Origin of the sequence: Mannheimia cairinae (assembly GCF_028649535.1) — a bacterium.
Taxonomy (GTDB): Bacteria; Pseudomonadota; Gammaproteobacteria; order Enterobacterales; family Pasteurellaceae; genus Mannheimia; species Mannheimia cairinae.
Genome location: NZ_JAQSJE010000001.1, coordinates 272,267 through 297,288 on the forward strand (window position 1 = coordinate 272,267; position 25,022 = coordinate 297,288).

Genomic DNA, 25,022 nt, shown 5'->3' on the forward strand with positions numbered 1-25,022 from the left:
TATGATAAATCAAACTTTGATAATAAAACTGAATAGGAGTGTTCAATGAGCCAGTTATTTCCAGAAGCAACTACACGTAACCAAGCACCATACCGCAATGATGTGGTGGGAAGTTTTTTACGTACTGATGCGTTAAAGCAAGCAAGAGAAGATTTTAATCAACAAAAAATCAGCCGTGAACAGTTACGGGAAGTTACTCGTCAAGAAGTTAAAAAATTAGTTGAATTACAAAAAAAGCACGGTTTACACGCTGTATCTGACGGTGAATTTAGCCGTGCTTGGTGGCATTTAGATTTCTTAGCTGAATTAGATGGTATGGATTGGCAAGAAACTGAAATCTTTAACGTAAATTTCACAGGACATAAACCAAAAGGTCAAACCGTGAAAATTGTGGGCAATATTGATTTCTCTGATAATCACTCATTTGTTGATGCTTACCGAATTTTAAAAGAAGCAGCGGGCGATTACCCAACAAAATTCACTATCCCAGCTCCAAATATGTTACACATTATTTGCTGTGTGCGTGCTGAAGATTATCAACCTCTTCCGCAATATCAAGACGAGCAAAAATTATATGATGATATTGCTAATGCTTATATCAAAGCAATGAATAAGTTCTATGAAATGGGCTTACGTAACCTGCAATTAGATGATACAAGCTGGGGGCAATTCTGTGCCGCAGATAAACGTAAAGAGTTTGAGGCTCGTGGTTTTAACTTAGATGAGTTAGCAGAAAAATATGTGGCATTATTAAATCGTATTGTCGATGCTAAACCAGCTGATATGTCTATTACTATGCATATCTGCCGTGGTAACTTCCGCTCATCTTGGTTCTCAGAAGGCAGTTATGCACCTGTTGCTGAAGTATTATTTGGTAAATGCCGTGTTGATGGTTTCTTCTTAGAATATGATACTGAACGTGCAGGCGGTTTTGAGCCACTACGTTATATTAAAGATCAGCAAGTTGTATTAGGTTTAATTACCTCTAAATTTGGTGATTTAGAAGATAAAAATGCAATTATTGCTCGTATTCAAGAAGCTGCAAAAATTGTGCCGATTAATCAACTTTGCTTATCACCACAGTGCGGTTTTGCCTCAACAGAAGAAGGCAATATCTTAACGGAAGAAGCACAATGGGCAAAATTAGATTTAATTAAAGAAATTGCTGAGGAAGTATGGGGTTAATCAACTCTTTATAACTCATAAAAAATAGCCGAGTTTTGAATGCTCGGCTATTTTTATATTTACATTGCTACAACCAGAACAAATAACCTGCTGTTGCAATTATTAGCATACATAATAAATCCATTTTATAAGATTTCAGCATATCTCGTTGTCGAATAAGCCCTGTTCCATAAATAATCGCATTTGGCGGTGTGCCTACAGGTAACATAAAAGCACAAGATGCACCTAAACCGATAATTAGTGCAAAACCAAGAGGGTTCATATTCAAGGCTTCGGCAATAGAGATAAAAATTGGCACAAGCAATGCTGCACTCGCCGTATTTGAGGTAAATTCTGTTAATACCACAATAAACGCTGCAATAATTAAGCAGATAATAAAGTAATGCTTTCCTTCAATAAGAGCGACAATCCCCTCTGCCATAATGCGACTTGCCCCCGTATGGCTTAACACTGCACTTAATGTTAAACCTCCGCCAAATAAGAATAGAACACCCCACTCAGTTCCTTCTTGAATTTGTTTCCAACTAACTACTTTCGTAACACAAAGTAGTAATGATGCCGCAAGTGCAATAATACTATCGAAACTGCCAATATTTGTTTTTAATCCTAAAAACTGAGATAAGAGAGGGTTAAGCTTCCCACCTAAAATCCAACAACAGGCAATGAATATAAAAATGATCAGCGTAATAATACGGTTTTTATTCAAGCCTATTTGTTCAAATTCAAACTGAAATTCGCCTTTAAATTTAGGTTTAAAGTTTAAATATAAGATAAAAATCACTAGTGGTAGCAATAATAGCATCATTGGTAAGCCATACATTAGCCACTGTGAAAAACTCAGATGTAGCTGTGAAGCTACAATCGCATTAGGAGGGCTACCTACTAATGTCCCCATTCCACCAATACCAGCACTATAGGCAATTCCAAGTAGCACAAAAGTATAGGTATTATGTTCTGACACTTTATCCATTTTGCTTAAAATACCTAAAGCAAGTGGTAACATCATTGCTGCAGTTGCAGTATTACTCATCCACATTGATAAAAAAGCGGTTACAATAAATAAATACAACACTGCAACAAATAGTTTTCCATTTGCTAATGCCATAATTTTGTTGGCAATCATTTTATCTAATTTTTGAATATGTAATGCAGTTGCTAGAGCAAACCCTCCAAAAAACAAGAAGATAGTCGGATCAGCAAAAGCAATTAACGCTTCTTTTGAAGTAACTAATCCAAGCCCTATTGCTAAAACAGGTACAAATAGTGCAGTTACTGTAACGTGTACTGCTTCTGTTAGCCATAATACTGCTACAAAAGCAAGTAATGCCAAACCTTTAGTTGGCTCTGGCTCAAAAGGAAGCCATTTTAATAAAGCAAAGAAAAGTGCTACATCCACTAAGAAAATAGCCATATCACGCCTATCTTTTCTAATTTTATTTAAGGCTGGAGAATTCGTCATTTAACATCCTTATAAACTTCATTTAACGATAATTAATTTATTATATTAACTAATATTTAACACCCCATTCAAAAAATATAGAAAATTTATGAGATAAATCAAAATCTAGGTAGAAATGATTAAGGAATACTGACTTTTAAACAAAAAATCCACCTGCTATAAAGAGGTGGATTTTTATCTTTCGCAATATGTTTTATGATTAAAGTTGCATAACGGCTTGTTTTGCTAATTCTCTGGCAAGTTTGTCGATATGCAATACATCGGCAATTTCTCGCACTTGGATAGGTGCGATGTTTTCAACGACAGTTCGGTTTACATTCACAATATCGGTAAAGCGAATTTGTTCATTTAAGAAAGCTTCTACTGCAATTTCATTCGCCGCATTCATTGCAGTGGTTGCGTATTGCCCTTCGGCAAAAGCATCAATCGCTAATTTTAAGTTTGGGTAACGAGCGAAATCCGGCTCAATAAAGGTCAATTCTTTTAATTTAAAGAAATCTAACGGCGGCACACCTGCGTTAATACGGTTTGGATATGCCATTGTATGTGCAATCGGGGTACACATATCCGGATTCCCCATTTGGGCAATAACCGAACCGTCAATATAACGTACCATTGAATGAATAATTGACTGCGGATGAATAATAATTTCCATTTCATCTTCAGAAGCATTAAATAACCAGCGAGCCTCAATGTATTCCAAGCCTTTGTTCATCATTGTGGCAGAATCCACCGAGATTTTTTTGCCCATTGACCAATTTGGGTGAGCAACTGCTTGAGCTGGAGTAATCGCATCAAATTCTGAAAGCGGTTTGGTGCGGAAAGGGCCACCCGAGCCGGTTAAAATAATTTTGCTTACCCCTAATTCAGAAAGCGGACAAAAACCGACTTTTTGCTGGGCTTCTGGCGGAAGAGATTGGAAAATCGCATTATGTTCGCTATCAACAGGTAATAATTTCGCCCCTGATTTTCGAGCTTCATCAATAAAAATCTGTCCACAAGTGACTAACGATTCTTTATTTGCCAATAAAACTTTTTTACCGGCTTTTACCGCAGAAAGTGTGGGTAACAAGCCAGCCGCTCCAACGATTGCCGCCATTACCATATCCACTTCTGAATGTGCAGAAAGTTCACAAATTGCTTTCTGCCCTGCTAATACCTCCGTTTTTACCCCTCGTTTAAGAAGGGCGGATTTTAACTGTTGAGCGGCATTTTCATCATCAAGGGCGGCAAATTTTGGTTGATATTTTTCGCATTGCTCTAGCATCAAGGCTACATTTTTACCGCCAACTAAGGCAAAGACTTCATATTCGGTTTTATTTTGTTCAACAACAGATAAAGTGCTTTTACCAATAGAACCTGTTGAACCTAAAATCACTAATTTTTTCATTATTTATTCTCTTTAAAAATTGGCAAGCGGTCATTTTTTATTTGCAATTTACTACCTAAAAATGACCGCTTGTTACTTAACTTGCAAGACGTTTAGCCTCAATCACATCATCTAATTGTGCAATACGAGCCAATAATTTACTTAATATTTCAACGTTATTAAGCTGAATTTCCATATCAATGGTAGCAAGACTACGTTTGACATCAGTTCGGCTTGAAACGCCAAGCACGTTCACTTTTTCGTTTGCCATAATCGCACTGACATCTCGCAATAAACCATTGCGGTCATTGGCAATCACTCGAATAGTCAGACTTAAACCTGCGGAATAGCCTTCTCCCCAGTCGGCATCAACAACACGTTCAGGGTTTATACTTTGTAGCTCAAATAATTGCTCACAATCAGCACGATGAATGGAGATGCCTCGCCCTTGGGTAATATAGCCGACAATTTCATCGCCCGGTATCGGTTGGCAACAACGGGCAATGGAGTGCATCAAATTCCCCACACCTTCAACAATCACATAACCTTTGCTTGGTTTAGCTTGATTATTGATATTTTTATTAACCTGCTTAAGTACTGCTTCATCTTCTTGTTCAGCTGTTGGCTTAATCAGTTTTGATTGCAAATAGTGCATTAGCTGGTGCAAACGAATATCGCCACCGCCAATACCGGCATAAAGATCATCAAACTGTTTTAGGTTATAACGTGGTAAAGCATATTCTTCAATTTGTTTTAGGGTAAAACCATATTTTGCCATTTCTTCTTCTAAGGCTTCTTTACCGATTGGAATATGTTTTTCTCGGTCTAATTTTTTAAACCAGGCAATAATTTTTGAACGAGCCTTGCCCGTGTTCACAAAGCCTGCATTCGGGTTTAACCAATCTCGGCTTGGGTTAGGTTGTTTTTGAGTGATGATCTCAACTTGATCGCCCATTTGTAAATGGTAAGTGAATGGCACAATTCGCCCAGCCACTTTTGCCCCAATACAACGGTGCCCGATTTCACTATGAATCGCATAGGCAAAATCAAGTGGGGTGGCTTTTTGTGGTAAGTCGATTACCTCGCCTCTTGGGGTAAAGACATAAACACGATCATCAAAAACTTGTGTTCGCATTTCAGCCACCACATCGCCCGAATCAGCAATATCATTTTGCCATTCAAGTAATTTACGTAGCCAAACAATTTTTTCTTCATAGCCTGAACGTCCTGCGGTTGCCCCTTCTTTATATTTCCAGTGAGCTGCCACACCAAGCTCTGCATCATCGTGCATTTTTTGGGTACGAATTTGCACTTCGATGGTTTTATCACCTTCACCTAAAACAACCGTATGAATTGATTGATAGCCATTTGGTTTTGGATTAGCGATATAATCATCAAAATGCTCTGGTAAATGAGTATATTTGGTATGGATAATCCCTAATGCGGTGTAGCAATCTTCCAGTGTCGGCACAATGACCCTAACGGCTCGAATATCAAAAAGCTGATTGAACTTCAAGCGTTTTTTCTGCATTTTTTTCCAAATACTGTAGATATGTTTCGGGCGACCATAAATCTGCACGTTTTCAATTTCCGGCGTTAAACAAGCGGTTAAATCTGCCACGAAATTTGCAATATAACGCTCTCGATCTAAACGACGTTCGGCAAGCTCAAATTTTGCAATTTGAGTGTAAGAAACTGGATGTAAAATGCGGAAGCAATAATCTTCTAGCTCCCATTTAAGTTGCCCAATACCCAAGCGGTTTGCCAGAGGTGCATAAATATGCGAACACTCTTTGGCGGCTAATACAGTATCTTCTTCAGAATGGTGATGACCATCACGTAAATAAGCAATTCGTTCGGCAAGTTTAATGACTACACAACGGAAATCGTCCACCATTGCTAGCAACATACGGCGGATATTATCGATTTGTAGATCAGAGGCATTATTCGCACTTAATTGGCGAATATTCTCCATTTCGAGTACACCTTTGACCAAGTTTTTGATTTGGTTACTAAAATCGTCTTTTAATTGAACAAGATCGATAATATTGTGCTTAACTAGCGGAAACAGTAAAGCGGCTACAAGGCTATCATCATCCATATTTAAACCGTGTAAAACTTCCACCATTTCAATGCCGTACCACATTAAACTATAGTCTGTATCGAGTTGTTCTTGTGCATAGTTCCAAGCGTATTGAATGCGTTCAAAAGTCACAGGCGACATATTTAAACTCGTACTCCAGCTCGATAACTCAAAATTATTTGAATCAAGTTGGTGAGAATAACGAATTGCTACCATTAAGCCTCCTTGTAAAACTTTATGAAAATAACACCGCTTGCGGCGATGCAACCGACTCAAAATGAAGTTCAATTATACGTGGAATTTAAAAAAAAGCTTACTTTTTATATAAGTTTCACTTCACACTTGATTTAAATTTACTCATTATGAGGTAGTTACCTTGTGATAAATCAAACCTATCAGCACAATCATTTGCACAGGTCCGCTCTCTTGATTAAAATGCTTCAGTTTTTTATTTTAATCGCATTTTATGCTTGTGGGTAATAATGACAATTTTAGCTTTAGGTATCAATCATAAAACAGCCTCTGTAGGTTTAAGGGAGAAAGTTGCGTTTGTTGATAACAAACGTGAACTTGCCCTTGAACAAATTCAGCAAGATGGCTTAGCTGAAAGCGTTGTTATACTTTCCACTTGTAACCGCACAGAGCTTTATTTCCACCAGCCGAATATCTCCCCTCAAGAAGATAATCCCGAAAATATTCAATGGCGGGAGAAATGTTTCCAATGGTTTGCCAATATTCATCAGCTTGATGAAAATGAACTACGTGAATGCTTATATTTCAAACAAAATATGGACGCTGCAAACCACTTAATGAAAGTGGCAAGTGGGTTAGACTCTTTAATTTTGGGCGAACCGCAAATTCTTGGTCAAGTTAAACAAGCTTACCAATACAGTGAGGAATTTTATCAGCAACACCAAGGGGCAATGTCCACTAAGCTTTCTCGTTTATTCCAACGTACCTTTGCAACCGCAAAACGTGTCCGTTCAGAAACAGAAATTGGTAGTCAAGCCGTTTCAGTTGCTTATGCTGCTTGTGGTTTAGCTCGTCAAATTTTTGATAATTTTGGCAAGTTGCGTTTCTTGCTAGTTGGAGCAGGAGAAACCATTGAGTTAGTGGCTCGTTATCTTATTCAGCACGGGGCGAAAAATATTATGGTGGCAAACCGTACCCATATTCGAGCTGAAATGCTGGCGGAAAAACTAGATACCCCAATGCAAATTTTATCACTGAGTGCATTGCAATTAGGCTTAAATCAAGCTGATGTGGTCATTAGCTCAACAGGCAGTCCTGATATGTTGATTAGCAAAGAGATGGTACAAATTGCTCAAAAACAACGTCAGTTTGCCCCACTACTCTTAATTGATATTGCGGTTCCTCGTGATATTGATGAAAAAGCTGGCGAATTAGACGGAGTTTATGCCTATAGTGTAGATGATCTACAAAATATCATTCAACGCAATATGGCACAACGTGAAGAAGCTGCAAAACAAGCGACAGAAATTGTCAAAGAGGAAAGCAAAGCCTTTTTTGAATGGTTAAAACAACAGCAATCTAGCGATTTAATTAAACGCTACCGTCAAGATGCAGAACAAATCCGCCAAGAATTATTGGAAAAAGCATTACAAGCGATTCAGCAAGGTCAAGAAAGTGAAAAAGTGCTGAATGAATTAAGCTATAAATTAACTAATCAGTTACTACACGCACCAACCCAAGCATTGCAATCTATGGCAAAAAGCGGTAATTCAACTGGCTTGCAGAGTTTTTCTAAAGCATTGAAATTAGATTCTTAAGCTTCTTTTATCTAACTTAATAAATAAAGAAAAGCCATTTAGCTTGAGAAGCTAAATGGCTTAAGTTTTTAGGCTGCGAACGGATCACGTAAAATCATTGTTTCTACACGATCTGGGCCTGTTGAAAGAATATCAACTGGCACACCAACTAACTCTTCAATGCGTTTAATGTAATCTAAGGCTGCTTGTGGTAATTCTTCACGTTTTGTTACACGGAAAGTATTTTCCGACCAGCCAGGCATTGTTTCATAAATTGGCTCAACACCTTCCCAATCTTTTGCTGCAAGTGGTGCATATTCCACAATTCTGCCATCAGGCATTTTATAAGCGGTACAGATTTTTAACTCTTCAAAGCCATCTAAAACATCTAATTTCGTCATACAGAAGCCTGAAATAGAGTTAATTTGTACTGCACGGCGAACGGCTACTGCATCAAACCAACCACAACGACGTGGACGACCAGTTACCGCACCAAATTCGTTACCTTTACGAGCAATTTCTGCTCCAACTTCATCAAATAATTCTGTTGTGAATGGGCCACTTCCTACACGAGTGCAGTAAGCTTTGATAATACCTAACACATAGTCTAAGTGACGAGGACCATAACCTGAACCTGTTGCCACACCACCTGCAGTTGTGTTTGAGCTGGTTACAAATGGGTAAGTACCGTGGTCAATATCTAACATCGTGCCTTGAGCACCTTCAAATAAGATATTGTCGCCATTTTCACGAGCTTCGTGTAATAAAGTGGTAACATCTGCCACCATACCAGTAATTACATCAGCTACAGCAAAAACATCATCTAATGTTTTTTGGTAATCTACCGCTTCCACTTTGTAATAATTCACTAATTGGAAGTTATAGTAGTCTAAAATATCTTTTAATTTTGCAGCAAAGTGTTCTTTGTCGAATAAATCACTTACACGTAAACCACGACGAGCAACTTTATCTTCATAAGCCGGCCCAATACCACGACCTGTAGTTCCGATTTTATTTTTACCTAAAGCAGCTTCACGAGCGTGATCCATAGCAACGTGATAAGGTAAGATTAATGGGCAAGCTTCAGAAATTTTTAAGCGTTCACGCACATTAATGCCACGCTCTTCTAACTCGCCCATCTCTTTCATTAATGCCTCTGGCGAAAGCACAACACCGTTACCAATTAAGCAAGTTACATTATCACGTAAAATACCTGATGGAATAAGACGAAGAACGGTTTTTTCACCATTAATAATTAAGGTATGGCCCGCATTATGTCCGCCTTGATAACGCACCACATATTTCACACGATCCGTTAATAAATCAACAATTTTACCTTTACCCTCGTCGCCCCATTGAGCACCAAGAATAGCAACACTTTTACCCATAGGAAATGCCTCTTTAGTTCAAATTAATAATCACAACTCATTATAGACTCATATTACAAGCGGTCAATTTTTTAAACTCTTTTGCAAAATTTTAAAAAAGAATACCCGCTTGCAACAAGTTTAATAAATAGAAAATCAAAAACCCGATACAAGATCGGGTTTTATTAGATACAGTTATTTTGTAGGTGCTTGCATAAAGCGTAAGAATTCGCTATTTGGTTTTAATAACATCATATTATTTTGACCTTCAGCAAAACTATCTTCATAAGCTTTTAAGCTACGCACAAAGCTATAAAATTCCGGCTCATTACCAAAGGCATCTGCATAAAGTTTTGCAGCTTGTGCATCGCCCTCACCTCGTAATTCTTGTGCGGTTCTATTTGCATTTGCCAAAATCAGTACAACTTTCTTATCTACTTCAGCACGAATAATCTCAGCTTTTTCGTTACCTTGTGAGCGGTGTTCACGAGCAACCGCATCACGTTCTGCACGCATACGTTGGTAAATAGAAGATGAAACTTCATTTGGAAGGTTGATCTGTTTTACACGAACATCAACTACTTCCATCCCTAAACGTTCTGTACCATCTTCCCCGGCATTTAATGCTTTTTGGGCCCCCGCCATTAATTCACCACGAGAACCGGAAACAATATCTTTAATGGTACGAGAACCAATTTCTGAACGCAGACGGTCACTTACTTTACGACGTAACAAATCTGCAGCTTTTTGGTAATCGCCACCTGTTGAGGTATAGAATTGACCAAAATCGCTGATTCGCCATTTCACATAAGAATCAACAAGTAAGTCCTTCTTCTCCACCGTAACAAAGCGATCTTCTTGACCATCTAACGTTTGAATACGAGCACTTAACACTTTTAAGTTATCAATAAATGGTACTTTAAAATGAATTCCTGGCTCATATACCACCACTTTTTGATCACTGTCACGATGTACTTTATTAAAACGTAGCATAATGCCACGCTCACCTTCATTCACAATAGTCAGAGATTGAAGAACAATAAATGCAATCACTGCAATTACAGGCAATAGTAATTTACGCATTATTAAAATCTCCCTCTACGTGTTGGTTCCTGCTGAGGCTCCGTAGTTTGTGGCTGAACCTGTTGTACATTCGGCTGAACACCTTGTTGCTGTTGCACTACTGTTTTTGCAGGTGCTGCATTTTGATTCACGTTCACTTGTGATGAATTATTCATTAATTTATCAAAAGGCAGCACATTTAAGTTACTACCCTCTGAATCCATTACCACTTTCGGTGTGTTTTTCATCACTTTTTCCATTGTTTGAATATATAAACGCTCACGAGTTAATTCTGGTGATGCTTTATACTCAGGTAAAAGTTTGCTTAAACGATCCACTTCCCCTTTTGCATTTAATACTACCGCTTCTTTATAAGCTTCTGCTTGTTCAATAGTACGCTGAGCTTGACCACGAGCAATCGGCTCTTCTCCTCTTGCGTAAGCTTCTGCTTCACGAATTAAGCGTTGTTCGTCTTCTTGTGCTTTAATTGCATCATCAAATGCTGCTTTTACATCTTCTGGCGGACGAGCATATTGGAAGTTTACGTCCGTTACCAATAACCCCATATCGTAAGTTTTGATAATATCACGCAATGTACTCCAGGTTCTTTCACGTACTGTCGCACGCCCTGTTGTTAGAATTTCATCCATCGTCATATGGCCGATAACATAACGTAAAGCACTATCTGTCGCTTGTTTTAGGCTATCATCTGGGCTGTTTACATTAAATAGATATTTAGCAGGGTCTTCTACTCGGTACTGAACGGTCATTTCAACCTGTACCATATTTTCATCTTGGGTTAGCATTGAACCGCTAGTATTTAATTCAGAAACACGTTCTACATTCACACGTTGTACAGAATCAATAAAAGTTGGTTTCCAGTTTAAACCAGGTAATACAATACTATCTAATTTACCAAGACGAGTAACAACTCCACGCTCCGCTTCTTGTACGGTATAGAAACCAGAACCTGCCCAAACAACTGCGGCAAGTCCTAAAATAATCGGTAAAAATTTGCCAAAACTCGCATTGTTTTGATTGTTCGATCCATTATTAGATCCATTTCCACCACCCATTTTTTTCAATAAGCTATTAAATACAGCCTCTAGATCTGGGGGTTGTTGTTCATTTCGTTGATTATTAGTTGGCTCTTGTTGAGAACCTTGACCTTGCGGGTCTTGCTGTTCAGGCTTTTGTTCCGGTCTTTTTTGACCAGGCTTACCCCAAGGGTCTTGCTGATTACCTGATTCATTCCACGACATAAATATCTCCAAAAAAATCGACTAATACATTCTAATCAATAAAATGCAAGTTAGAGATTGTACCTATTTGCCAATCGTTTGACTAGGTTTATTGGCTAAATAAGCGGTCTTTTTTTATTATTTTTTTACAAAAAAATAGGGTGATAAATTCACCCCATTTTACCCTACAAAAAATTATAGTGCCTGTTGAATAAATGCCGCCATTTGTGCGTGTGGAATTGCACCAACTTGTTGTGCAACTACTTCACCATTTTTGAATAAAAGTAAAAATGGAATACTACGTACACCAAATTGCGTTGGCACAGTTGGGTTTTCATCTACGTTCATTTTGGCAATTTTTACTTTACCTTCAAATTGTGGATCTACTGATAAATCATCAAGCACAGGGCCGATCATACGGCAAGGGCCACACCAAGGTGCCCAAAAATCTAATAATACAGGCACATCTGATTTTAAAACATCTTGTTCAAATGTTGCGTCTGTTGTATGAATAACATTGCTCATAAAATTGTCCTTAAATTTAAACGAAAAAAGAAATGCCCTAACTGACAAGTTAAGGCATTCAGTTGCCAATTAAGATAGTGATTAATTAAGTAAATTTCAAGAAAGATTTACCAATTACATCAATCACTATTCGTGGCTGCCTTCTTTGTCCGATTCTTGTGGCAAGATTAAATTTAAAATAAGTGCGAAGAGTGAACCAACGGTAATGCCTGATCCAAAAACTTCTTTCACAAATGCTGGTAATTTATCTAATAATTCTGGGCGAGTCGTAACAGCTAAACCACAACCAATCGAAATTGCAATAATTAAGCCATTACGTTTAGAACGTTCAACTTTATCTAACATTTGGATACCTGCTGCAATAATCATCGCAAACATCATTAAGCCCGCACCACCTAATACAGGGGTTGGAATAGACACAATTAATGCCCCTAACCAAGGGAAAATGCCCGCTAACACAAGCAATCCCCCCATAACCGTAACGACATAACGACTTGCAACCCCTGTGAGTGAAATTACCCCGATATTTTGAGCGAAAGATGAGAATGGTGTGGTGGACATAATCGCCGCAAAGGCTGAACCTAAACCATCACATAACACACCGCCACGCAAGTGTTTACCAGTGATTTCTGTTTGAGTCGCATTGCCTAAAGCTAAAAAATTACCACTTGACTCTACAATCGTCACAAGATAAGCAATACTCATTCCAATAATACCTGAAATTGGGAAAGCCAAACCAAAATGTAAAGGTTGAGGAATAGCGATTGCATCGGCCGCTTTTACATTTTCAAAATTAATCCAGCCTAACGCTAATGCCACCACATAGCCGACCATCATACCAATTACGATAGCTGCTGCTGAGAAAATCCCTTTCCCCCATTGCACTAGAATAACCACTAATACTAATACGAAGGTTGCCATTGCAAGATTAGCTGGATCGGCATAATGGGCATCACCTCTCTGACCACCTGCAAACCAGTCCACCGCAACAGGAATTAAGCTTAAACCGATCATCATAACCACTACACCTGTTACCACCGGTGGGAAAAGTTTACGCACATAGGGCATAAAGAAACTGCCGATAATCATCACAAGCGAACCCACTAATGATGCTCCCATAATGCCCGCAACACCGTGCTCACTAAAACCAATCGCAAGAGCTGCCGCCACAAAGGTAAAACTCGTTCCCATTACACTTGGCAAACGTAAGCCTATAGGCCCAATACCTTGGCACTGAATAATAGTTACAATACCTGAAACTAAAAGAGCCGCATTTACTAAAACAATAGTGTCTGCCGTTGGCAGTTGTAATACATTACCAATAACTAATGGAACAGCAATAATGCCCCCAAGAGCTGCTAATAAATGCTGAGCGGCAAGCAGTAAAGTTAGCCCAAAAGGCGGTTTGGAATCGACAGGGTAAAGCAATTTTTGCATAAGTTCCTCAAACTTAAAAATGATAATAAAATAAAAATTGAGGCGAATTATACGGACTTAAGTAAAAATAAGCAAACGATTGCGTAGTGTTTGCTTATTTTAAAATTATATAAAATATAGTGCTTATACTTTAGGCATTGTTTCTCTCAAAATAGGATATTTCGCATTCATTTCTTCCGCCCAAGCGGTTAAATTGGGCTGATTTTTTGCAAGATCGTACCCTAATTTGTCTAAACGGAATGTCCACCAATCAATTAAAGCAACAGCGTTAAGAGTGCCTAAATTCAACTCTGTTCCAAATTCTTTTAATGCTTCTTCTAACTGATTAAATGAGTTGATATTACGTGCCATTAATTGCTCGTGGCGACTTAACCACCATTCATTTTCAGGGCGGAGCATTCTCTCTTGCAATAAGGTATGCATTGTATTTTCCATAATGCCGTCGGCTAAATTATGTAAGGCAAGAATATTCCAACGAGCTTTTCCTTCTTTAGGAAGTAATGGAGTGTTGTTGCCTTTTTGATCTAAATATTCACTAATTAAAAGACTGCCAAAAAGCCAGCGTCCACAATTACGTTGTAAAGCAGGAATCCGTCCAAGCGGATTATCCTTATTATGAGGCGAATTTGGATCCATTGACGCTGTTATACGCAACATTTCAATTTTTTCTTCTAATTGATGATGTTTAATTACTACCATTGCTTTACGGGCAAAAGGGCTAGTGGTTGAGTACCAAAGTTTCATACTGTTCTCCCATTTTTATTTCAATCATATAGCGGTCGTTTTCTTGCAAAATTTTGCAAAAAAACAACCGCTTGTTTTTTTAACTATTATTTAAAGTATCAAAAATCACTTCTGCAAGGGCTTTAGAAATACCGGGAACAGATTCTATTTCTTCCAGCGTTGCTGATTTTACCCCTTGCATTCCGCCTAAATATTTAAGTAATGCTTGGCGACGTTTTGCCCCTACACCTGCAATAGACTCCAAACCGCTTTCAGTAAAGGCTTTTTGCCGTTTTTTGCGATGTCCTTGAATAGCGTGATTATGCGATTCATCTCGAATATGCTGAATTAAGTGCAGAGCAAGACTGTCTGGCGGTAAATGGATTTCTTTATCCCATTTACTGATAATTAAAGTTTCTAGCCCTGCTTTACGCTCCACACCTTTTGCCACGCCAATCAGCAATGGTTTGCCTTTATCCCAACTGACGTTAAGGGATTCAAAGGTATTTAAAGCCCGGTTTAGCTGCCCTTTTCCGCCATCTATAAAAATAATATCAGGGATTTTTTCAGGCTCTAACTCTCGGTTATAGCGTTTAAGTAACACTTGCTCCATTGCAGCATAATCATCGCCCCCTGTTATCCCTTCAATATTAAAACGACGATAATCAGATTTCAGCGGCCCGTTTTCATCAAATACCACGCAAGAAGCAACAGTTTGATCGCCCATTGTATGGCTAATATCAAAGCATTCCATTCGCTTAATTTCCGCCATTTTAAGCGTTTCTCTCAAGGCTTGATAACGGCTTTGAATACGAGAATCCTGCTTTAATTGCAAGGTTAAAGCTGCCATCGCATTGGTTTTGGCTAAAGATAAATAGCGATGTTTTTCCCCTCTGGTCGCTTTATCTAAAATCGTTACTTTATGCCCTGCCTGTTCACTTAATACCTCGCTTAGCGATTCCGCCTCACTAAGTTTATGGTCGATCACAATTTGATTCGGCATTGTGCGGTGTTGATTCATCTGTAAATAAAACTGACCGACAAAGGTATCGGCAAGCTCCGTTAAATCGGTATTATTCGGCACTTTCGGGAAATAAGAACGATTGCCTAACACCTTACCTTGGCGAACAAAAAGAATATGCACGCAGGCAATGCCGTGCTGATAGGCGATAGAAAGAATATCCAAATCATCTAAACGTTCATTAGAAACAAACTGCTTTTCTTGCACCGCACGAACGGATTGAATTTGATCACGAAAACGAGCTGCCCCTTCAAAATCCAGATCTTCCGCCGCCTTTTCCATTTTTTGCACCAAATATTCCACTACTTGCTGATCTTTTCCTTGCAAAAAAAGGCGAACTAAATTGACCTGCTGATCATATTCTGATTGGGAATAGTAGCCCTCTACACAAGGGGCAAGGCAACGCCCTATTTGGTATTGCAAGCAAGGGCGGGAACGGTTTTTGTAATAGCTATCTTCACATTGGCGAATCGGGAAAATTTTTTGCAGCAGATTCAAGGTTTCTCGCACCGCACTCACATTAGGGTAAGGCCCAAAATATTCGCCAGCAATTTTTTTACTGCCCCGAAAAGCACTTAAGCGAGGGTGCTGATGTTTAGTCAGTAAGATATAGGGGTAAGATTTATCATCTCTCAACAGTACATTATATTTTGGCTGATTTTCCTTAATATAATTATGTTCAAGTAACAGGGCTTCTGTTTCGGAATGGGTAATAGTGGTTTCAATATTGGCAATATTCGCAACCAATGCTTCGGTTTTTTTGCTGGAAAGTTGGCTACGGAAATAGCTAGATAAGCGTTTTTTCAAATCTTTCGCTTTACCGACGTAAATAATCGCTCCTTTGTTATCGTACATACGATAAACACCGGGTTGGTGAGGCACATCAGCAAGGAAAGATTTGGAATCGAACATAGGCAACAGAATAGTAAAATGAATGTTAAAGTTACTTTAATAATTCCCCTCTTTGGTAAAGAGGGGTTAGGGGAGATTTGTAAAATAAATTATGATTTTAACAAACTACTCTTAGAAGCATTCAAATACTGTAACATCGACCAAATCGTTAAACCAACTGCAATATAAAGCAGAATAAAGGCTAAAATTTCCATTGTTTGGCTTTGTCGCCATAACATTCCGCCTAAAGCTAACATTTGAGCGGTTGTTTTTACTTTACCCCAAATAGAAACGGCAACGCTTGCTCTTTCGCCTAATTCTGCCATCCATTCACGCAGGGCGGAAATAATAATTTCACGAGCAATCATTATGCTAACAGGAATTGTAATCCACCAAGTATGGTAATACTCTGCTACGCATACAAAGGCAACTGCCACAAGTACTTTATCTGCTACAGGATCTAAAAAAGCACCCAATCGTGTAGTTTGATTCCATCTGCGAGCTAAATAGCCATCAAAAGCATCGGTAATAGAAGCAATAAAAAAGATAAGTGTTGAAATTTCAGGAGCATATTTTATCGGTAAATAAAATGCCACAATAAAAAGTGGTATTAATCCCACACGAAAAAGCGTTAAATAAGTTGGAAAATTGAGTTTCATAGACGAAAAATAGGCAAAGAAAAGTTTGGCTAAGTGTAACACAATTAAATCTAATTTTTTACTATTCCTGCACAAAAATCACATTGACTTTACAATAAATTATCGCTAATTTATTCCTTGATTTATGGAAATTTGTCCATAGATATGTTTTTATCCACTTTTCCAATTTGAAAACAACAAAACAGAAGGAATTTTTATGGAAAATCGTTTAGCTCAAGGCTATGCTCGTAGTGAATCATTAATCAGTACACACAAAGTACTTCGCAATACTTATATGTTATTAGCAATGACATTAACATTCTCTGCTATTGTTGCTTTTGTTGCTATGTCGATGAATGCACCTGCATTACCTTGGTGGGCATTATTAGTTGGCTTTTATGGCTTACTTTTCTTAACAAATGCAACCTCAAATAGCGGTGCAGGTCTTTTAAGCGTATTTGCTTTAACAGGCTTCTTAGGCTATACATTAGGCCCAATTTTAAACCGCTATATTGGTGCAGGTTTAGGCGATATCGTCGCCCTTGCATTCGGTGCAACCGCATTAGTATTCTTTGCTTGTTCCGCTTATGTGCTAACCACTAAAAAAGATATGAGCTTTTTAAGTGGAATGATGATGGCATTATTTGTTGTGTTATTAGTCGGTATCATTGCAAATATTTTCTTATCTATTCCTGCTTTAGGTTTAGCATTAAGTAGCTTATTTGTAATTTTCTCAAGCGGTGCAATTTTACTTGCAACTAGCAATATTATCCACGGTGGCGAAACAAACTACATTCGTGCAACCGTAGATTTATATGTTTCTATCTACAACCTATTTATCAGTTTCTTACAAATCTTTGGTGTGTTAGGTAGCGACGACTAATTTTAACATTTTAGAGGAATGCCACTTTAATGTGGCATTTTTTTATTTTATGGCATATATTGAATTACATAATACTCAATACCCAACTGATGACTCGGGCTATTTGAAAAACTTAACCGATTGGTCGGAAGAATTGGCATTAAAAATAGCTGAAAAAGAGCAAATCAGACTGACTGAAGAACATTGGGAAATTATTTGGCTAGTGCGTGATTTTTATCAAGAGTATAAAACTTCGCCAGCTATTAGAATGTTAGTAAAAGCAATGGCACAAAAATTTGGCGAAGAAAAAGGCAATAGCCGTTATTTACAGCGTTTATTTCCCGATGGGCCTGCAAAACAAGCCACCAAAATAGCAGGACTACCAAAGCCTGCAAAATGTTTATAGGGATTTCACGATTTTTCCTTGAAATTTCCCCTATTTTTCTATAGAGTTTTCCAGTTATTTTCAAATTACAAATAGGTTAAACAATGAGTCAATTAGATTTAATTAAATCTTCAATCAAATCCATTCCAGACTATCCTAAAGCAGGTATTATCTTCCGTGATATTACCTCTCTTCTAGAAGTACCGGCCGCATTCCAAGCAAGTGTTGATACCATAGTGGCAGAATTTAAAGATAAAGGTATTACTAAAATTGTTGGTACCGAATCTCGTGGTTTTATCTTTGGAGCACCTGTTGCATTAGCGTTAGGTATTCCTTTTGTACTTGTGCGTAAGCCAAAAAAATTACCACGTGAAGTGATTTCACAATCTTATACTTTAGAATATGGCGAAGATACGCTTGAAATGCACAAAGATGCAGTATCTGAAGGCGATAATGTCTTAGTGATTGACGACTTATTAGCAACCGGTGGCACTATTGATGCAACAGCAAAACTTATTCGTCGTTTAGGCGGAAAAGTAGAACACGCTGCTTTTGTGATTTGGTTACCTGAATTAGGTGGCAAAGAACGTTTAGAAAAAGAAGGGGTTAAATCCTTTACCTTAGTGAGTTTTGAAGGTCACTAATTTGAATACAAGCGGTTAAATTTGCAAAGTTTTTTACAAATTCAACCGCTTGTTAGCCAATAAGATATAAAAAGATGAGTTATCAAGTTTTAGCCCGTAAATGGCGACCACAACGCTTTTCCGAAGTCGTCGGTCAGCAACACGTTTTATCTGCCCTTGAAAATGGTTTAAGGGAAGATAGACTTCATCACGCTTACCTGTTTTCAGGCACTCGTGGTGTGGGCAAAACCTCGATTGCTCGTTTATTTGCCAAAGGCCTAAATTGCGAAAACGGCATTACCGCAGAACCTTGTGGCGAATGTGCAAACTGTAAAGCAATTGAAGAAGGTCGTTTTATCGATCTAATTGAGATCGATGCAGCTTCTCGAACCAAAGTGGAAGACACCCGTGAGCTGCTTGATAACGTACAATACAAACCGACTGTTGGACGTTTTAAAGTTTATCTGATTGACGAAGTGCATATGCTCTCTCGTCATAGTTTTAACGCATTGCTTAAAACCTTGGAAGAACCGCCGGAGTATGTAAAATTCTTACTGGCGACAACCGATCCGCAAAAACTCCCTATTACGATCCTTTCACGCTGTATGCAGTTTCACTTACGTGCATTAGATCAAACCCAAATTGCCAATCATCTGGAATTTATCTTAAAAGCAGAACAGATTCCTTATGAAACTCTTGCCGTGGAAAAATTAGCCAAGGCGGCTCAAGGCAGTATTCGTGATTCATTAAGCCTGACCGATCAGGCGATTGCAATGAGCAATGCCAATATTACCCTGCCTATAGTCAGCCAAATGCTAGGCTTAATTGATGATCATCAACCGCTTGAATTAGTACAAGCCCTTGCCCTTGCCGATGGCGAAAAAGCAATGGCGATTATTCAGCAAGTGGCGGAAAAAGGTGTTGATTGGCAACAATTATTAAGTGGTGTAGCAGAAACCTTACATCAAATTGCGATGTTGCAATTAGTCAAACATAATGCGGAAGAAGAAACACAACTTCACTTTTTAGCAAAACAAATTTCGCCTGAAGATGTGCAGTTTTTCTATCAGTTAATGCTAAATGGTAAAAAAGAGTTACCTTTCGCGCCAGAACCTCGCTCTGGTGTGGAAATGACGATTTTACGTGCCTTAGCCTTCCACCCGAAACAAGCTGAAAAAATGGCGACTGTGGCAGTAGTGGCTCCACAAGCACAAACGGTTGCAACACCAAAACCACAAAACCAAATTGCACAACTGCGTGAAAAGTTAGCTGAAAACAAACAAACGCAAGCTTCAGCACCTGTGCCACAATCAGCCCCACAAGTTGTGGCATCACAAGTTGAATCCAACAATGCAACTATTACTTCTCCAGCATTAGCCGCCGTTGAAGCACGTAAAAAACTGCAACAACAGCAAGCTGAGCTTAGCCAAACTGAAAAAAAAAAGCCTGAGCTAAAAAAGACTCAAACAGTTGCAAAAAAAGCCGAAAATAAGACCGCTTCTTTACAAGAACGTTTTATCAGTATGGTTGAAAACCGTACTCAAGAAAACGTTGTTGAACAAAGCTCTCCTGCTGAAAACACACCTAAAAGCGTTGATGATGAAGACTACCGTTGGACGTGGCTGAATCCGGAATTAGAAAATCAAGATAGCAGTGAAAAGCCGTCTGATATTAAACAAGCTATTTTACAAGAACGCACACCTGAACTCGTAGCAAAAACGATTGCTCTCTCTTGTGAGCAAGATAGATGGTGCGATATTGTCAATTCCCTGTATTTAGGCGGTTTTTCTCGCCAAGTAGCACTAAATAGCTATTTGGTTTCACAAGCAGATAACCACCTCTCTTTAGTGCTTAAACCGAATATGGCACATTTAGACACCGCAGAAGCTCGCCAAAATTTAGCTACAGCTTTAGCAGATAAAGGGCTTTCTTATGAATTAGCCATTGGCGAAAGTAAAGAACAACTAACACCGCTTGAAATTCGTCGATCCATTTTTGAAAAATTAACCGAAGATGCGAAATCAGCCTTACTCAATGATGAAAAACTAATGTTATTGCGTAATGCCTTTGATGCCCAAATTGATGAATCGACCATTCGAGCAGTCGCAGATAAATGAGTAAGATAAATGAAAGCATTAGAACTAATCGATCTTGTTAAAACCTACCCAACCGGGGTAAAAGCCGTTAAAGGCATTAACCTTACGGTTCAACAAGGGGATTTCTATGCCCTGCTTGGACATAATGGTGCAGGAAAATCCACCACCATTGGTATTATTAGCTCGCTTGTAAATAAAACAAGTGGCAGCGTCAAAGTCTTTGGTTACGATCTTGATACGCAAAAAGTCCAGCTGAAACATCAAATCGGCTTAGTGCCGCAAGAGTTTAATTTTAACCAATTTGAAAAAGTGATTGATGTATTAGTGCAACAAGCCGGTTTTTATGGCATTCCTCGTAAAGAGGCATTAGTCCGTGCCGAAAAATGGCTAAAACTGCTCGATTTATGGGATAAACGCACCCATCTGACCCGTGAACTTTCAGGCGGTATGAAACGTCGAGTAATGATTGCTCGAGCCTTAATGCACAACCCAAAACTTCTAATTTTAGATGAACCGACCGCTGGGGTAGATATTGAACTTCGCCGTTCATTATGGGACTTTTTACGAGATTTAAATGCAGAAGGCAGCACTATTATTCTTACCACCCACTACTTGGAAGAAGCTGAAACCCTATGTCGTCATATCGGTATTATTCAAAGTGGGGAATTAATTGAAAATACATCAATGAAGTCCTTATTATCTAAATTAGAAAGCGAAGTATTTGTGCTAGATTTGCAACATTCTCAGCAAAATCAACCGCTTGTTATCAAAGATTACCCTCACAAATGGCTTGATGAAAACACCCTTGAGGTTAATGTAAAAAGAGAGCAAGGACTCACAAACTTATTTTCACAAATCGCTCAGCAAGACGCTGAAGTGTTAAGTATGCGGAATAAATCAAACCGCTTAGAAGAACTCTTTATCAATATGGCACATTAAAATGAATTTAATCGGATTTTATACCCTCGCATTTAAAGAAAGTCGTCGCATTTTACGCATTTGGCGACAAACCTTAGTTCCGCCCGTTATTACCACTACGCTCTATTTCTTAATTTTCGGGAAACTGATTGGTAGCCGTATTGGCGAGATGAACGGTGTTAGCTATATGCAGTTTATCGCCCCCGGGCTGATTATGATGACAGCAATTACTGCCTCTTATGTGAATACCGCCTCTTCTTTCTTTTTAAGTAAATTCACTCGAGATTTTGAAGAAATGCTGATTTCGCCCCTCTCCACTCACAATATTATTTGGGGCTATATCACGGGGAGCCTGATGCGTGGCGGATTATCGGCAATATTAGTGATGTGCGTGGCGATGATTTTCGTCTCTTTTGATATTTATTCCTATGCCATTATTGCCGGCACACTGTTGCTTACTATTATTGCTTTTGCCTTAGGTGGGTTGATCAATGCCGTTTTCGCTAAATCTTTTGATGATGTAGGGCTAATTCCAACCTTTGTGCTCACACCACTGACTTATTTAGGCGGTGTATTTTATTCTATATCACTTCTACCAGAGTTTTGGCAAATGGTGTCAAAATTCAACCCGATTGTGTATATGATTAACGGTCTTCGCTACGGTTTTCTTGGTATTAGCGATGTGCCTTTAGGTTATACGTTTTCTGTCTTGATTTCGTTATGTATTTTGTTATACTTCGTTGCATATTCTCTGATTCAGAGAGGAATCGGGCTTCGTTCTTAAATCAATGAGTATGTTGTATTGATTTTTATATAAGCCTTTATTTAACGATAAGTTTACATAAGGATCTCTATGAAAGCATTCAAAAAATTAGCGATTGCAGGGGCTTTAACACTAGTTTCAACATTTAGCGTTGCCGAAAATATTACCGTATTTGCGGCAGCCTCAATGACGAACGTCTTACAAGAAATCAACAAAGATTTTGAGAAACAGTACCCTGAAGATAAAGTTACCTTCTCTTTTGCCTCATCTTCCGTATTAGCGAAACAAATTGAACAAGACGCTCCTGCCGATGTGTTTATTTCAGCCGATTTAAAATGGATGGATTATGTTGCTCAAAAGCAACCTGAAAAAATCAAAAATATTCAACATTTAGTGAAAAATGATTTAGTGCTTATTGCTCCATTAGAAAGCCAAATTCAAGCAGACAGCATACAAGCGGTTGATTTTGCAAAAGAATTAGCAAATGACTATTTATCGGTGGGCGATCCAGATCACGTCCCTGCTGGCAAATATGCAAAAAAAGCCCTAACGCACTACAAACTTTGGAAAACAGTTGAACCTCGTTTGGCACGAGCTAAAAATGTACGTGATGCCCTTTCTTTTGTGGAACGTGGCGAATCCCCGCTTGGCATTGTTTATTCAACAGATGCGAAAGTGTCTAAAAAAGTGAAAGTCCTTGCCACATTCCCAACAGAAAGCTACGGCGAAGTTGTTTACCCTGCCGCCACTGTAAGTGAAAAAGCCGCTGCGGTAAAATTCCTCAACTTCTTAAAAACACCGGCAGCCAAAACCAAATTTACAGAGGCAGGATTTTACCCTGTTAATTAGACTATATGCTTAACTTTACCCCCCAAGAACTTAATGCAATTTTTCTGAGTCTGAAAATTGCCTCCATTGCGGTAATCCTTGCCCTTCCCTTAGCAATTTGGGTGGCTTGGATACTTTCTCGCAAACAATTTTGGGGAAAGAGCATACTCAACGGAATTGTCCATTTACCCTTAGTTTTACCGCCGGTGGTTATCGGCTACCTTTTGCTGATTTCAATGGCAAAACGAGGGGTTATCGGACAATATTTGTGGAATTGGTTTGAGTTTAGCTTCAGTTTTTCGTGGAAAGGGGCTGTGCTTGCCTCAATGGTAATGGCATTTCCGCTGATGGTGCGTTCTATTCGCCTTGCTTTAGATGCAGTCGATACTAAATTAGAACAAGCCGCCCGTACGCTTGGAGCAAGCCCGCTTAAAGTCTTTTTTACCCTTAATCTTCCTCTTTCTTTTTCAGGTATTGTGGCGGGGGCTGTATTAGGTTTTGCTCGTTCATTAGGCGAATTTGGGGCAACTATTACCTTTGTGTCAAATATTCCAAACCAAACTCAAACCATTCCTGCCGCCCTTTTTACCTTTATTGAAACCCCAGACGGCGAAATGGCTGCTGCTCGCTTATGTTTGGTGGCGATTACTATTTCTCTCATTGCCCTTTTTTGTTCAGAATGGTTAGCGGAAAGACAAAAACGTTATGCTAAAACTTAATCTTACCCAACAGCTTGGCAACCTTGCTTTAAATGTGAACTTGAGCCTTCCTGCAAAAGGCGTAACTGCGATTTTCGGACGTTCCGGTGCAGGTAAATCAAGCCTTATCAACTTAATTGCAGGGCTGGCAGCAGCACAATCGGGGCTGATTGAGCTAAACGGACGAGTGCTTTTCGATAGCCAAAAAAACATTAACCTTGCCCCAGAAAAGCGAAATATCGGCTATGTATTCCAAGAACATCGCCTGTTTCCCCACTACTCTGTTGAAAAAAACCTAAAATACGGTTGCAAGCGGTTAGATTCGGCACATTTTTTACAAATTGTTGAGCTACTCGGCATCTCTCATTTGCTAAGCCGCTACCCTGCAAGTCTTTCGGGAGGCGAAAAACAGCGAGTGGCGATTGGGCGAGCCTTGCTAAGCTCCCCCGATATTTTGTTAATGGACGAGCCACTCTCTGCTTTAGATTTGCCACGTAAACAAGAATTGCTTGATTACCTAAGCAAATTGGCAACTCAACTAGATATTCCGATTTTATACGTCAGCCATAGTTTAGATGAGATCGTTCGCTTGGCAGATCACTTATTACTGCTTGATAACGGTAAGGTTGTTGCTTTCGATTCTGTGGTAAATGTATGGCACAGCCCTGCATTTTATGACTGGCAACCAAATAACCAACGCATCAGCTTACTTGAACTACCCGTTAAAACGCATCAAACAACTTATAAAATGCTAGGGCTTGCTCTAAACGAACAAATGCTTTGGATAAACGAACACCCTCGCCACCAAATTGGCGATAAATTGCGAATTACCATTGCCAGCCGTGATGTTTCCATTAGTTTAAGCAAACCAAATTGCAGTTCTATTCGCAACAGCTTAAAAGGCACTATCTGCCAAATTGAGGAACATTCAGACCGAGTGGATATTTTAGTGAATGTGGAAAACCAACAAATTTGGAGCACCATTAGCTTATGGTCTTTCGATGAACTAGCAATCAAGCAAAGGCAAGAAGTTTATATTCAGGTTAAAAGTGTGTCTTTGTAACATCTATTCTATATAT

At 38.9% G+C, this 25,022-nt stretch carries 22 protein-coding genes; 11 read left to right on the top strand and 11 right to left on the bottom strand.

Going from position 1 to position 25,022, the window contains the following annotated elements:
• The first annotated feature begins 45 nt into the window (after window positions 1-45).
• The gene (locus tag PTQ27_RS01385; protein WP_273748394.1) at window positions 46-1,185 is read left to right on the top strand and encodes a 5-methyltetrahydropteroyltriglutamate--homocysteine S-methyltransferase; all 1,140 of its coding nucleotides are present in this window, start codon (window positions 46-48) and stop codon (window positions 1,183-1,185) included.
• 67 nt (window positions 1,186-1,252) lie between these two features.
• On the opposite strand, the gene PTQ27_RS01390 is transcribed toward PTQ27_RS01385, so the two are convergent.
• The 3 genes from PTQ27_RS01390 to relA form a co-directional block, all read right to left on the bottom strand.
• Complete coding sequence (locus PTQ27_RS01390) at window positions 1,253-2,644, bottom strand: DASS family sodium-coupled anion symporter (RefSeq protein ID WP_273748393.1); 1,392 nt, start codon at window positions 2,642-2,644, stop codon at window positions 1,253-1,255.
• 199 nt (window positions 2,645-2,843) lie between these two features.
• Window positions 2,844-4,034 (bottom strand): 1-deoxy-D-xylulose-5-phosphate reductoisomerase, encoded by a 1,191-nt coding sequence (gene ispC / locus PTQ27_RS01395; RefSeq protein WP_273748392.1) that lies wholly within the window; start codon window positions 4,032-4,034, stop codon window positions 2,844-2,846.
• Between the two features lie 76 nt (window positions 4,035-4,110).
• Window positions 4,111-6,312 carry a GTP diphosphokinase gene (relA, locus tag PTQ27_RS01400; protein WP_273748391.1) on the bottom strand — a complete coding sequence of 734 codons (2,202 nt, stop codon included), beginning with the start codon at window positions 6,310-6,312 and terminating at the stop codon, window positions 4,111-4,113.
• A 266-nt stretch (window positions 6,313-6,578) separates the two neighbouring features.
• Here relA and hemA point away from each other — a divergent pair, with 266 nt between their 5' ends.
• The gene (gene hemA / locus PTQ27_RS01405) at window positions 6,579-7,886 is read left to right on the top strand and encodes a glutamyl-tRNA reductase (RefSeq protein ID WP_273748390.1); all 1,308 of its coding nucleotides are present in this window, start codon (window positions 6,579-6,581) and stop codon (window positions 7,884-7,886) included.
• 68 nt (window positions 7,887-7,954) lie between these two features.
• Here hemA and purA read toward each other — a convergent pair whose 3' ends face one another.
• From purA to pgsA, 8 genes are all read right to left on the bottom strand, one after another.
• A complete protein-coding gene (gene purA / locus PTQ27_RS01410; protein ID WP_273748389.1) occupies window positions 7,955-9,253 on the bottom strand; it encodes an adenylosuccinate synthase in 1,299 nt (432 codons plus the stop codon).
• A gap of 174 nt (window positions 9,254-9,427) precedes the next feature.
• On the bottom strand, window positions 9,428-10,315 hold the full coding sequence (gene hflC, locus PTQ27_RS01415; RefSeq protein WP_273748388.1) for a protease modulator HflC: 888 nt from the start codon (window positions 10,313-10,315) through the stop codon (window positions 9,428-9,430).
• Between the two features lie 2 nt (window positions 10,316-10,317).
• On the bottom strand, window positions 10,318-11,556 hold the full coding sequence (hflK, locus tag PTQ27_RS01420) for an FtsH protease activity modulator HflK (protein WP_273748387.1): 1,239 nt from the start codon (window positions 11,554-11,556) through the stop codon (window positions 10,318-10,320).
• A 174-nt stretch (window positions 11,557-11,730) separates the two neighbouring features.
• The gene (trxA, locus tag PTQ27_RS01425) at window positions 11,731-12,060 is read right to left on the bottom strand and encodes a thioredoxin (RefSeq protein WP_273748386.1); all 330 of its coding nucleotides are present in this window, start codon (window positions 12,058-12,060) and stop codon (window positions 11,731-11,733) included.
• A 126-nt stretch (window positions 12,061-12,186) separates the two neighbouring features.
• The gene (locus PTQ27_RS01430; RefSeq protein ID WP_273748385.1) at window positions 12,187-13,497 is read right to left on the bottom strand and encodes a nucleobase:cation symporter-2 family protein; all 1,311 of its coding nucleotides are present in this window, start codon (window positions 13,495-13,497) and stop codon (window positions 12,187-12,189) included.
• A gap of 123 nt (window positions 13,498-13,620) precedes the next feature.
• Entirely contained in the window at window positions 13,621-14,241 is a 621-nt protein-coding gene (locus tag PTQ27_RS01435) for a glutathione S-transferase (RefSeq protein WP_273748384.1), read from the bottom strand.
• A gap of 79 nt (window positions 14,242-14,320) precedes the next feature.
• A complete protein-coding gene (gene uvrC, locus PTQ27_RS01440) occupies window positions 14,321-16,153 on the bottom strand; it encodes an excinuclease ABC subunit UvrC (RefSeq protein WP_273748383.1) in 1,833 nt (610 codons plus the stop codon).
• Window positions 16,154-16,242: 89 nt separating this feature from the next.
• Complete coding sequence (gene pgsA, locus PTQ27_RS01445; protein ID WP_273748382.1) at window positions 16,243-16,791, bottom strand: CDP-diacylglycerol--glycerol-3-phosphate 3-phosphatidyltransferase; 549 nt, start codon at window positions 16,789-16,791, stop codon at window positions 16,243-16,245.
• Window positions 16,792-16,987: 196 nt separating this feature from the next.
• Between pgsA and PTQ27_RS01450 the strand changes: the two genes are divergently transcribed.
• The 9 genes from PTQ27_RS01450 (at window position 16,988) to modC (ending at window position 25,006) form a co-directional block, all read left to right on the top strand.
• Window positions 16,988-17,653 (top strand): Bax inhibitor-1 family protein, encoded by a 666-nt coding sequence (locus tag PTQ27_RS01450; protein WP_273748381.1) that lies wholly within the window; start codon window positions 16,988-16,990, stop codon window positions 17,651-17,653.
• A 49-nt stretch (window positions 17,654-17,702) separates the two neighbouring features.
• Window positions 17,703-18,038, top strand: coding sequence for a TusE/DsrC/DsvC family sulfur relay protein (locus PTQ27_RS01455; protein ID WP_273748380.1), 336 nt, complete (start codon window positions 17,703-17,705; stop codon window positions 18,036-18,038).
• A gap of 83 nt (window positions 18,039-18,121) precedes the next feature.
• A complete protein-coding gene (apt, locus tag PTQ27_RS01460) occupies window positions 18,122-18,661 on the top strand; it encodes an adenine phosphoribosyltransferase (RefSeq protein ID WP_273748379.1) in 540 nt (179 codons plus the stop codon).
• A gap of 74 nt (window positions 18,662-18,735) precedes the next feature.
• Window positions 18,736-20,757, top strand: coding sequence for a DNA polymerase III subunit gamma/tau (gene dnaX, locus PTQ27_RS01465; protein WP_273748378.1), 2,022 nt, complete (start codon window positions 18,736-18,738; stop codon window positions 20,755-20,757).
• Window positions 20,758-20,766: 9 nt separating this feature from the next.
• A complete protein-coding gene (locus tag PTQ27_RS01470) occupies window positions 20,767-21,675 on the top strand; it encodes an ABC transporter ATP-binding protein (protein ID WP_273748377.1) in 909 nt (302 codons plus the stop codon).
• Window position 21,676: 1 nt separating this feature from the next.
• Window positions 21,677-22,438, top strand: coding sequence for an ABC transporter permease (locus PTQ27_RS01475; protein ID WP_273748376.1), 762 nt, complete (start codon window positions 21,677-21,679; stop codon window positions 22,436-22,438).
• Window positions 22,439-22,507: 69 nt separating this feature from the next.
• On the top strand, window positions 22,508-23,266 hold the full coding sequence (gene modA / locus PTQ27_RS01480; RefSeq protein ID WP_273748375.1) for a molybdate ABC transporter substrate-binding protein: 759 nt from the start codon (window positions 22,508-22,510) through the stop codon (window positions 23,264-23,266).
• Between the two features lie 5 nt (window positions 23,267-23,271).
• Window positions 23,272-23,964, top strand: a complete 693-nt coding sequence (gene modB, locus PTQ27_RS01485) for a molybdate ABC transporter permease subunit (RefSeq protein ID WP_273748374.1) — start codon at window positions 23,272-23,274, stop codon at window positions 23,962-23,964.
• On the top strand, window positions 23,951-25,006 hold the full coding sequence (gene modC, locus PTQ27_RS01490; protein ID WP_273748373.1) for a molybdenum ABC transporter ATP-binding protein ModC: 1,056 nt from the start codon (window positions 23,951-23,953) through the stop codon (window positions 25,004-25,006). The genes modB and modC overlap by 14 nt, the downstream gene beginning before the upstream one ends.
• Window positions 25,007-25,022 lie beyond the last annotated feature (16 nt).

What these genes read in the sequence shown, in the direction of transcription:
- modB (WP_273748374.1), top strand. Translation starts at nt 23,272, where the DNA reads ATGCTTAACTTTACCCCCCAAGAACTTAATGCAATTTTTCTGAGTCTG.
- dnaX (WP_273748378.1), top strand. Translation starts at nt 18,736, where the DNA reads ATGAGTTATCAAGTTTTAGCCCGTAAATGGCGACCACAACGCTTTTCC.
- relA (WP_273748391.1), bottom strand. Translation starts at nt 6,312, where the DNA reads ATGGTAGCAATTCGTTATTCTCACCAACTTGATTCAAATAATTTTGAG.
- apt (WP_273748379.1), top strand. Translation starts at nt 18,122, where the DNA reads ATGAGTCAATTAGATTTAATTAAATCTTCAATCAAATCCATTCCAGAC.
- purA (WP_273748389.1), bottom strand. Translation starts at nt 9,253, where the DNA reads ATGGGTAAAAGTGTTGCTATTCTTGGTGCTCAATGGGGCGACGAGGGT.
- PTQ27_RS01385 (WP_273748394.1), top strand. Translation starts at nt 46, where the DNA reads ATGAGCCAGTTATTTCCAGAAGCAACTACACGTAACCAAGCACCATAC.
- modA (WP_273748375.1), top strand. Translation starts at nt 22,508, where the DNA reads ATGAAAGCATTCAAAAAATTAGCGATTGCAGGGGCTTTAACACTAGTT.
- hemA (WP_273748390.1), top strand. Translation starts at nt 6,579, where the DNA reads ATGACAATTTTAGCTTTAGGTATCAATCATAAAACAGCCTCTGTAGGT.
- PTQ27_RS01390 (WP_273748393.1), bottom strand. Translation starts at nt 2,644, where the DNA reads ATGACGAATTCTCCAGCCTTAAATAAAATTAGAAAAGATAGGCGTGAT.
- PTQ27_RS01475 (WP_273748376.1), top strand. Translation starts at nt 21,677, where the DNA reads ATGAATTTAATCGGATTTTATACCCTCGCATTTAAAGAAAGTCGTCGC.
- ispC (WP_273748392.1), bottom strand. Translation starts at nt 4,034, where the DNA reads ATGAAAAAATTAGTGATTTTAGGTTCAACAGGTTCTATTGGTAAAAGC.
- PTQ27_RS01455 (WP_273748380.1), top strand. Translation starts at nt 17,703, where the DNA reads ATGGCATATATTGAATTACATAATACTCAATACCCAACTGATGACTCG.
- PTQ27_RS01430 (WP_273748385.1), bottom strand. Translation starts at nt 13,497, where the DNA reads ATGCAAAAATTGCTTTACCCTGTCGATTCCAAACCGCCTTTTGGGCTA.
- pgsA (WP_273748382.1), bottom strand. Translation starts at nt 16,791, where the DNA reads ATGAAACTCAATTTTCCAACTTATTTAACGCTTTTTCGTGTGGGATTA.
- hflK (WP_273748387.1), bottom strand. Translation starts at nt 11,556, where the DNA reads ATGTCGTGGAATGAATCAGGTAATCAGCAAGACCCTTGGGGTAAGCCT.
- hflC (WP_273748388.1), bottom strand. Translation starts at nt 10,315, where the DNA reads ATGCGTAAATTACTATTGCCTGTAATTGCAGTGATTGCATTTATTGTT.
- PTQ27_RS01470 (WP_273748377.1), top strand. Translation starts at nt 20,767, where the DNA reads ATGAAAGCATTAGAACTAATCGATCTTGTTAAAACCTACCCAACCGGG.
- trxA (WP_273748386.1), bottom strand. Translation starts at nt 12,060, where the DNA reads ATGAGCAATGTTATTCATACAACAGACGCAACATTTGAACAAGATGTT.
- modC (WP_273748373.1), top strand. Translation starts at nt 23,951, where the DNA reads ATGCTAAAACTTAATCTTACCCAACAGCTTGGCAACCTTGCTTTAAAT.
- PTQ27_RS01435 (WP_273748384.1), bottom strand. Translation starts at nt 14,241, where the DNA reads ATGAAACTTTGGTACTCAACCACTAGCCCTTTTGCCCGTAAAGCAATG.
- PTQ27_RS01450 (WP_273748381.1), top strand. Translation starts at nt 16,988, where the DNA reads ATGGAAAATCGTTTAGCTCAAGGCTATGCTCGTAGTGAATCATTAATC.
- uvrC (WP_273748383.1), bottom strand. Translation starts at nt 16,153, where the DNA reads ATGTTCGATTCCAAATCTTTCCTTGCTGATGTGCCTCACCAACCCGGT.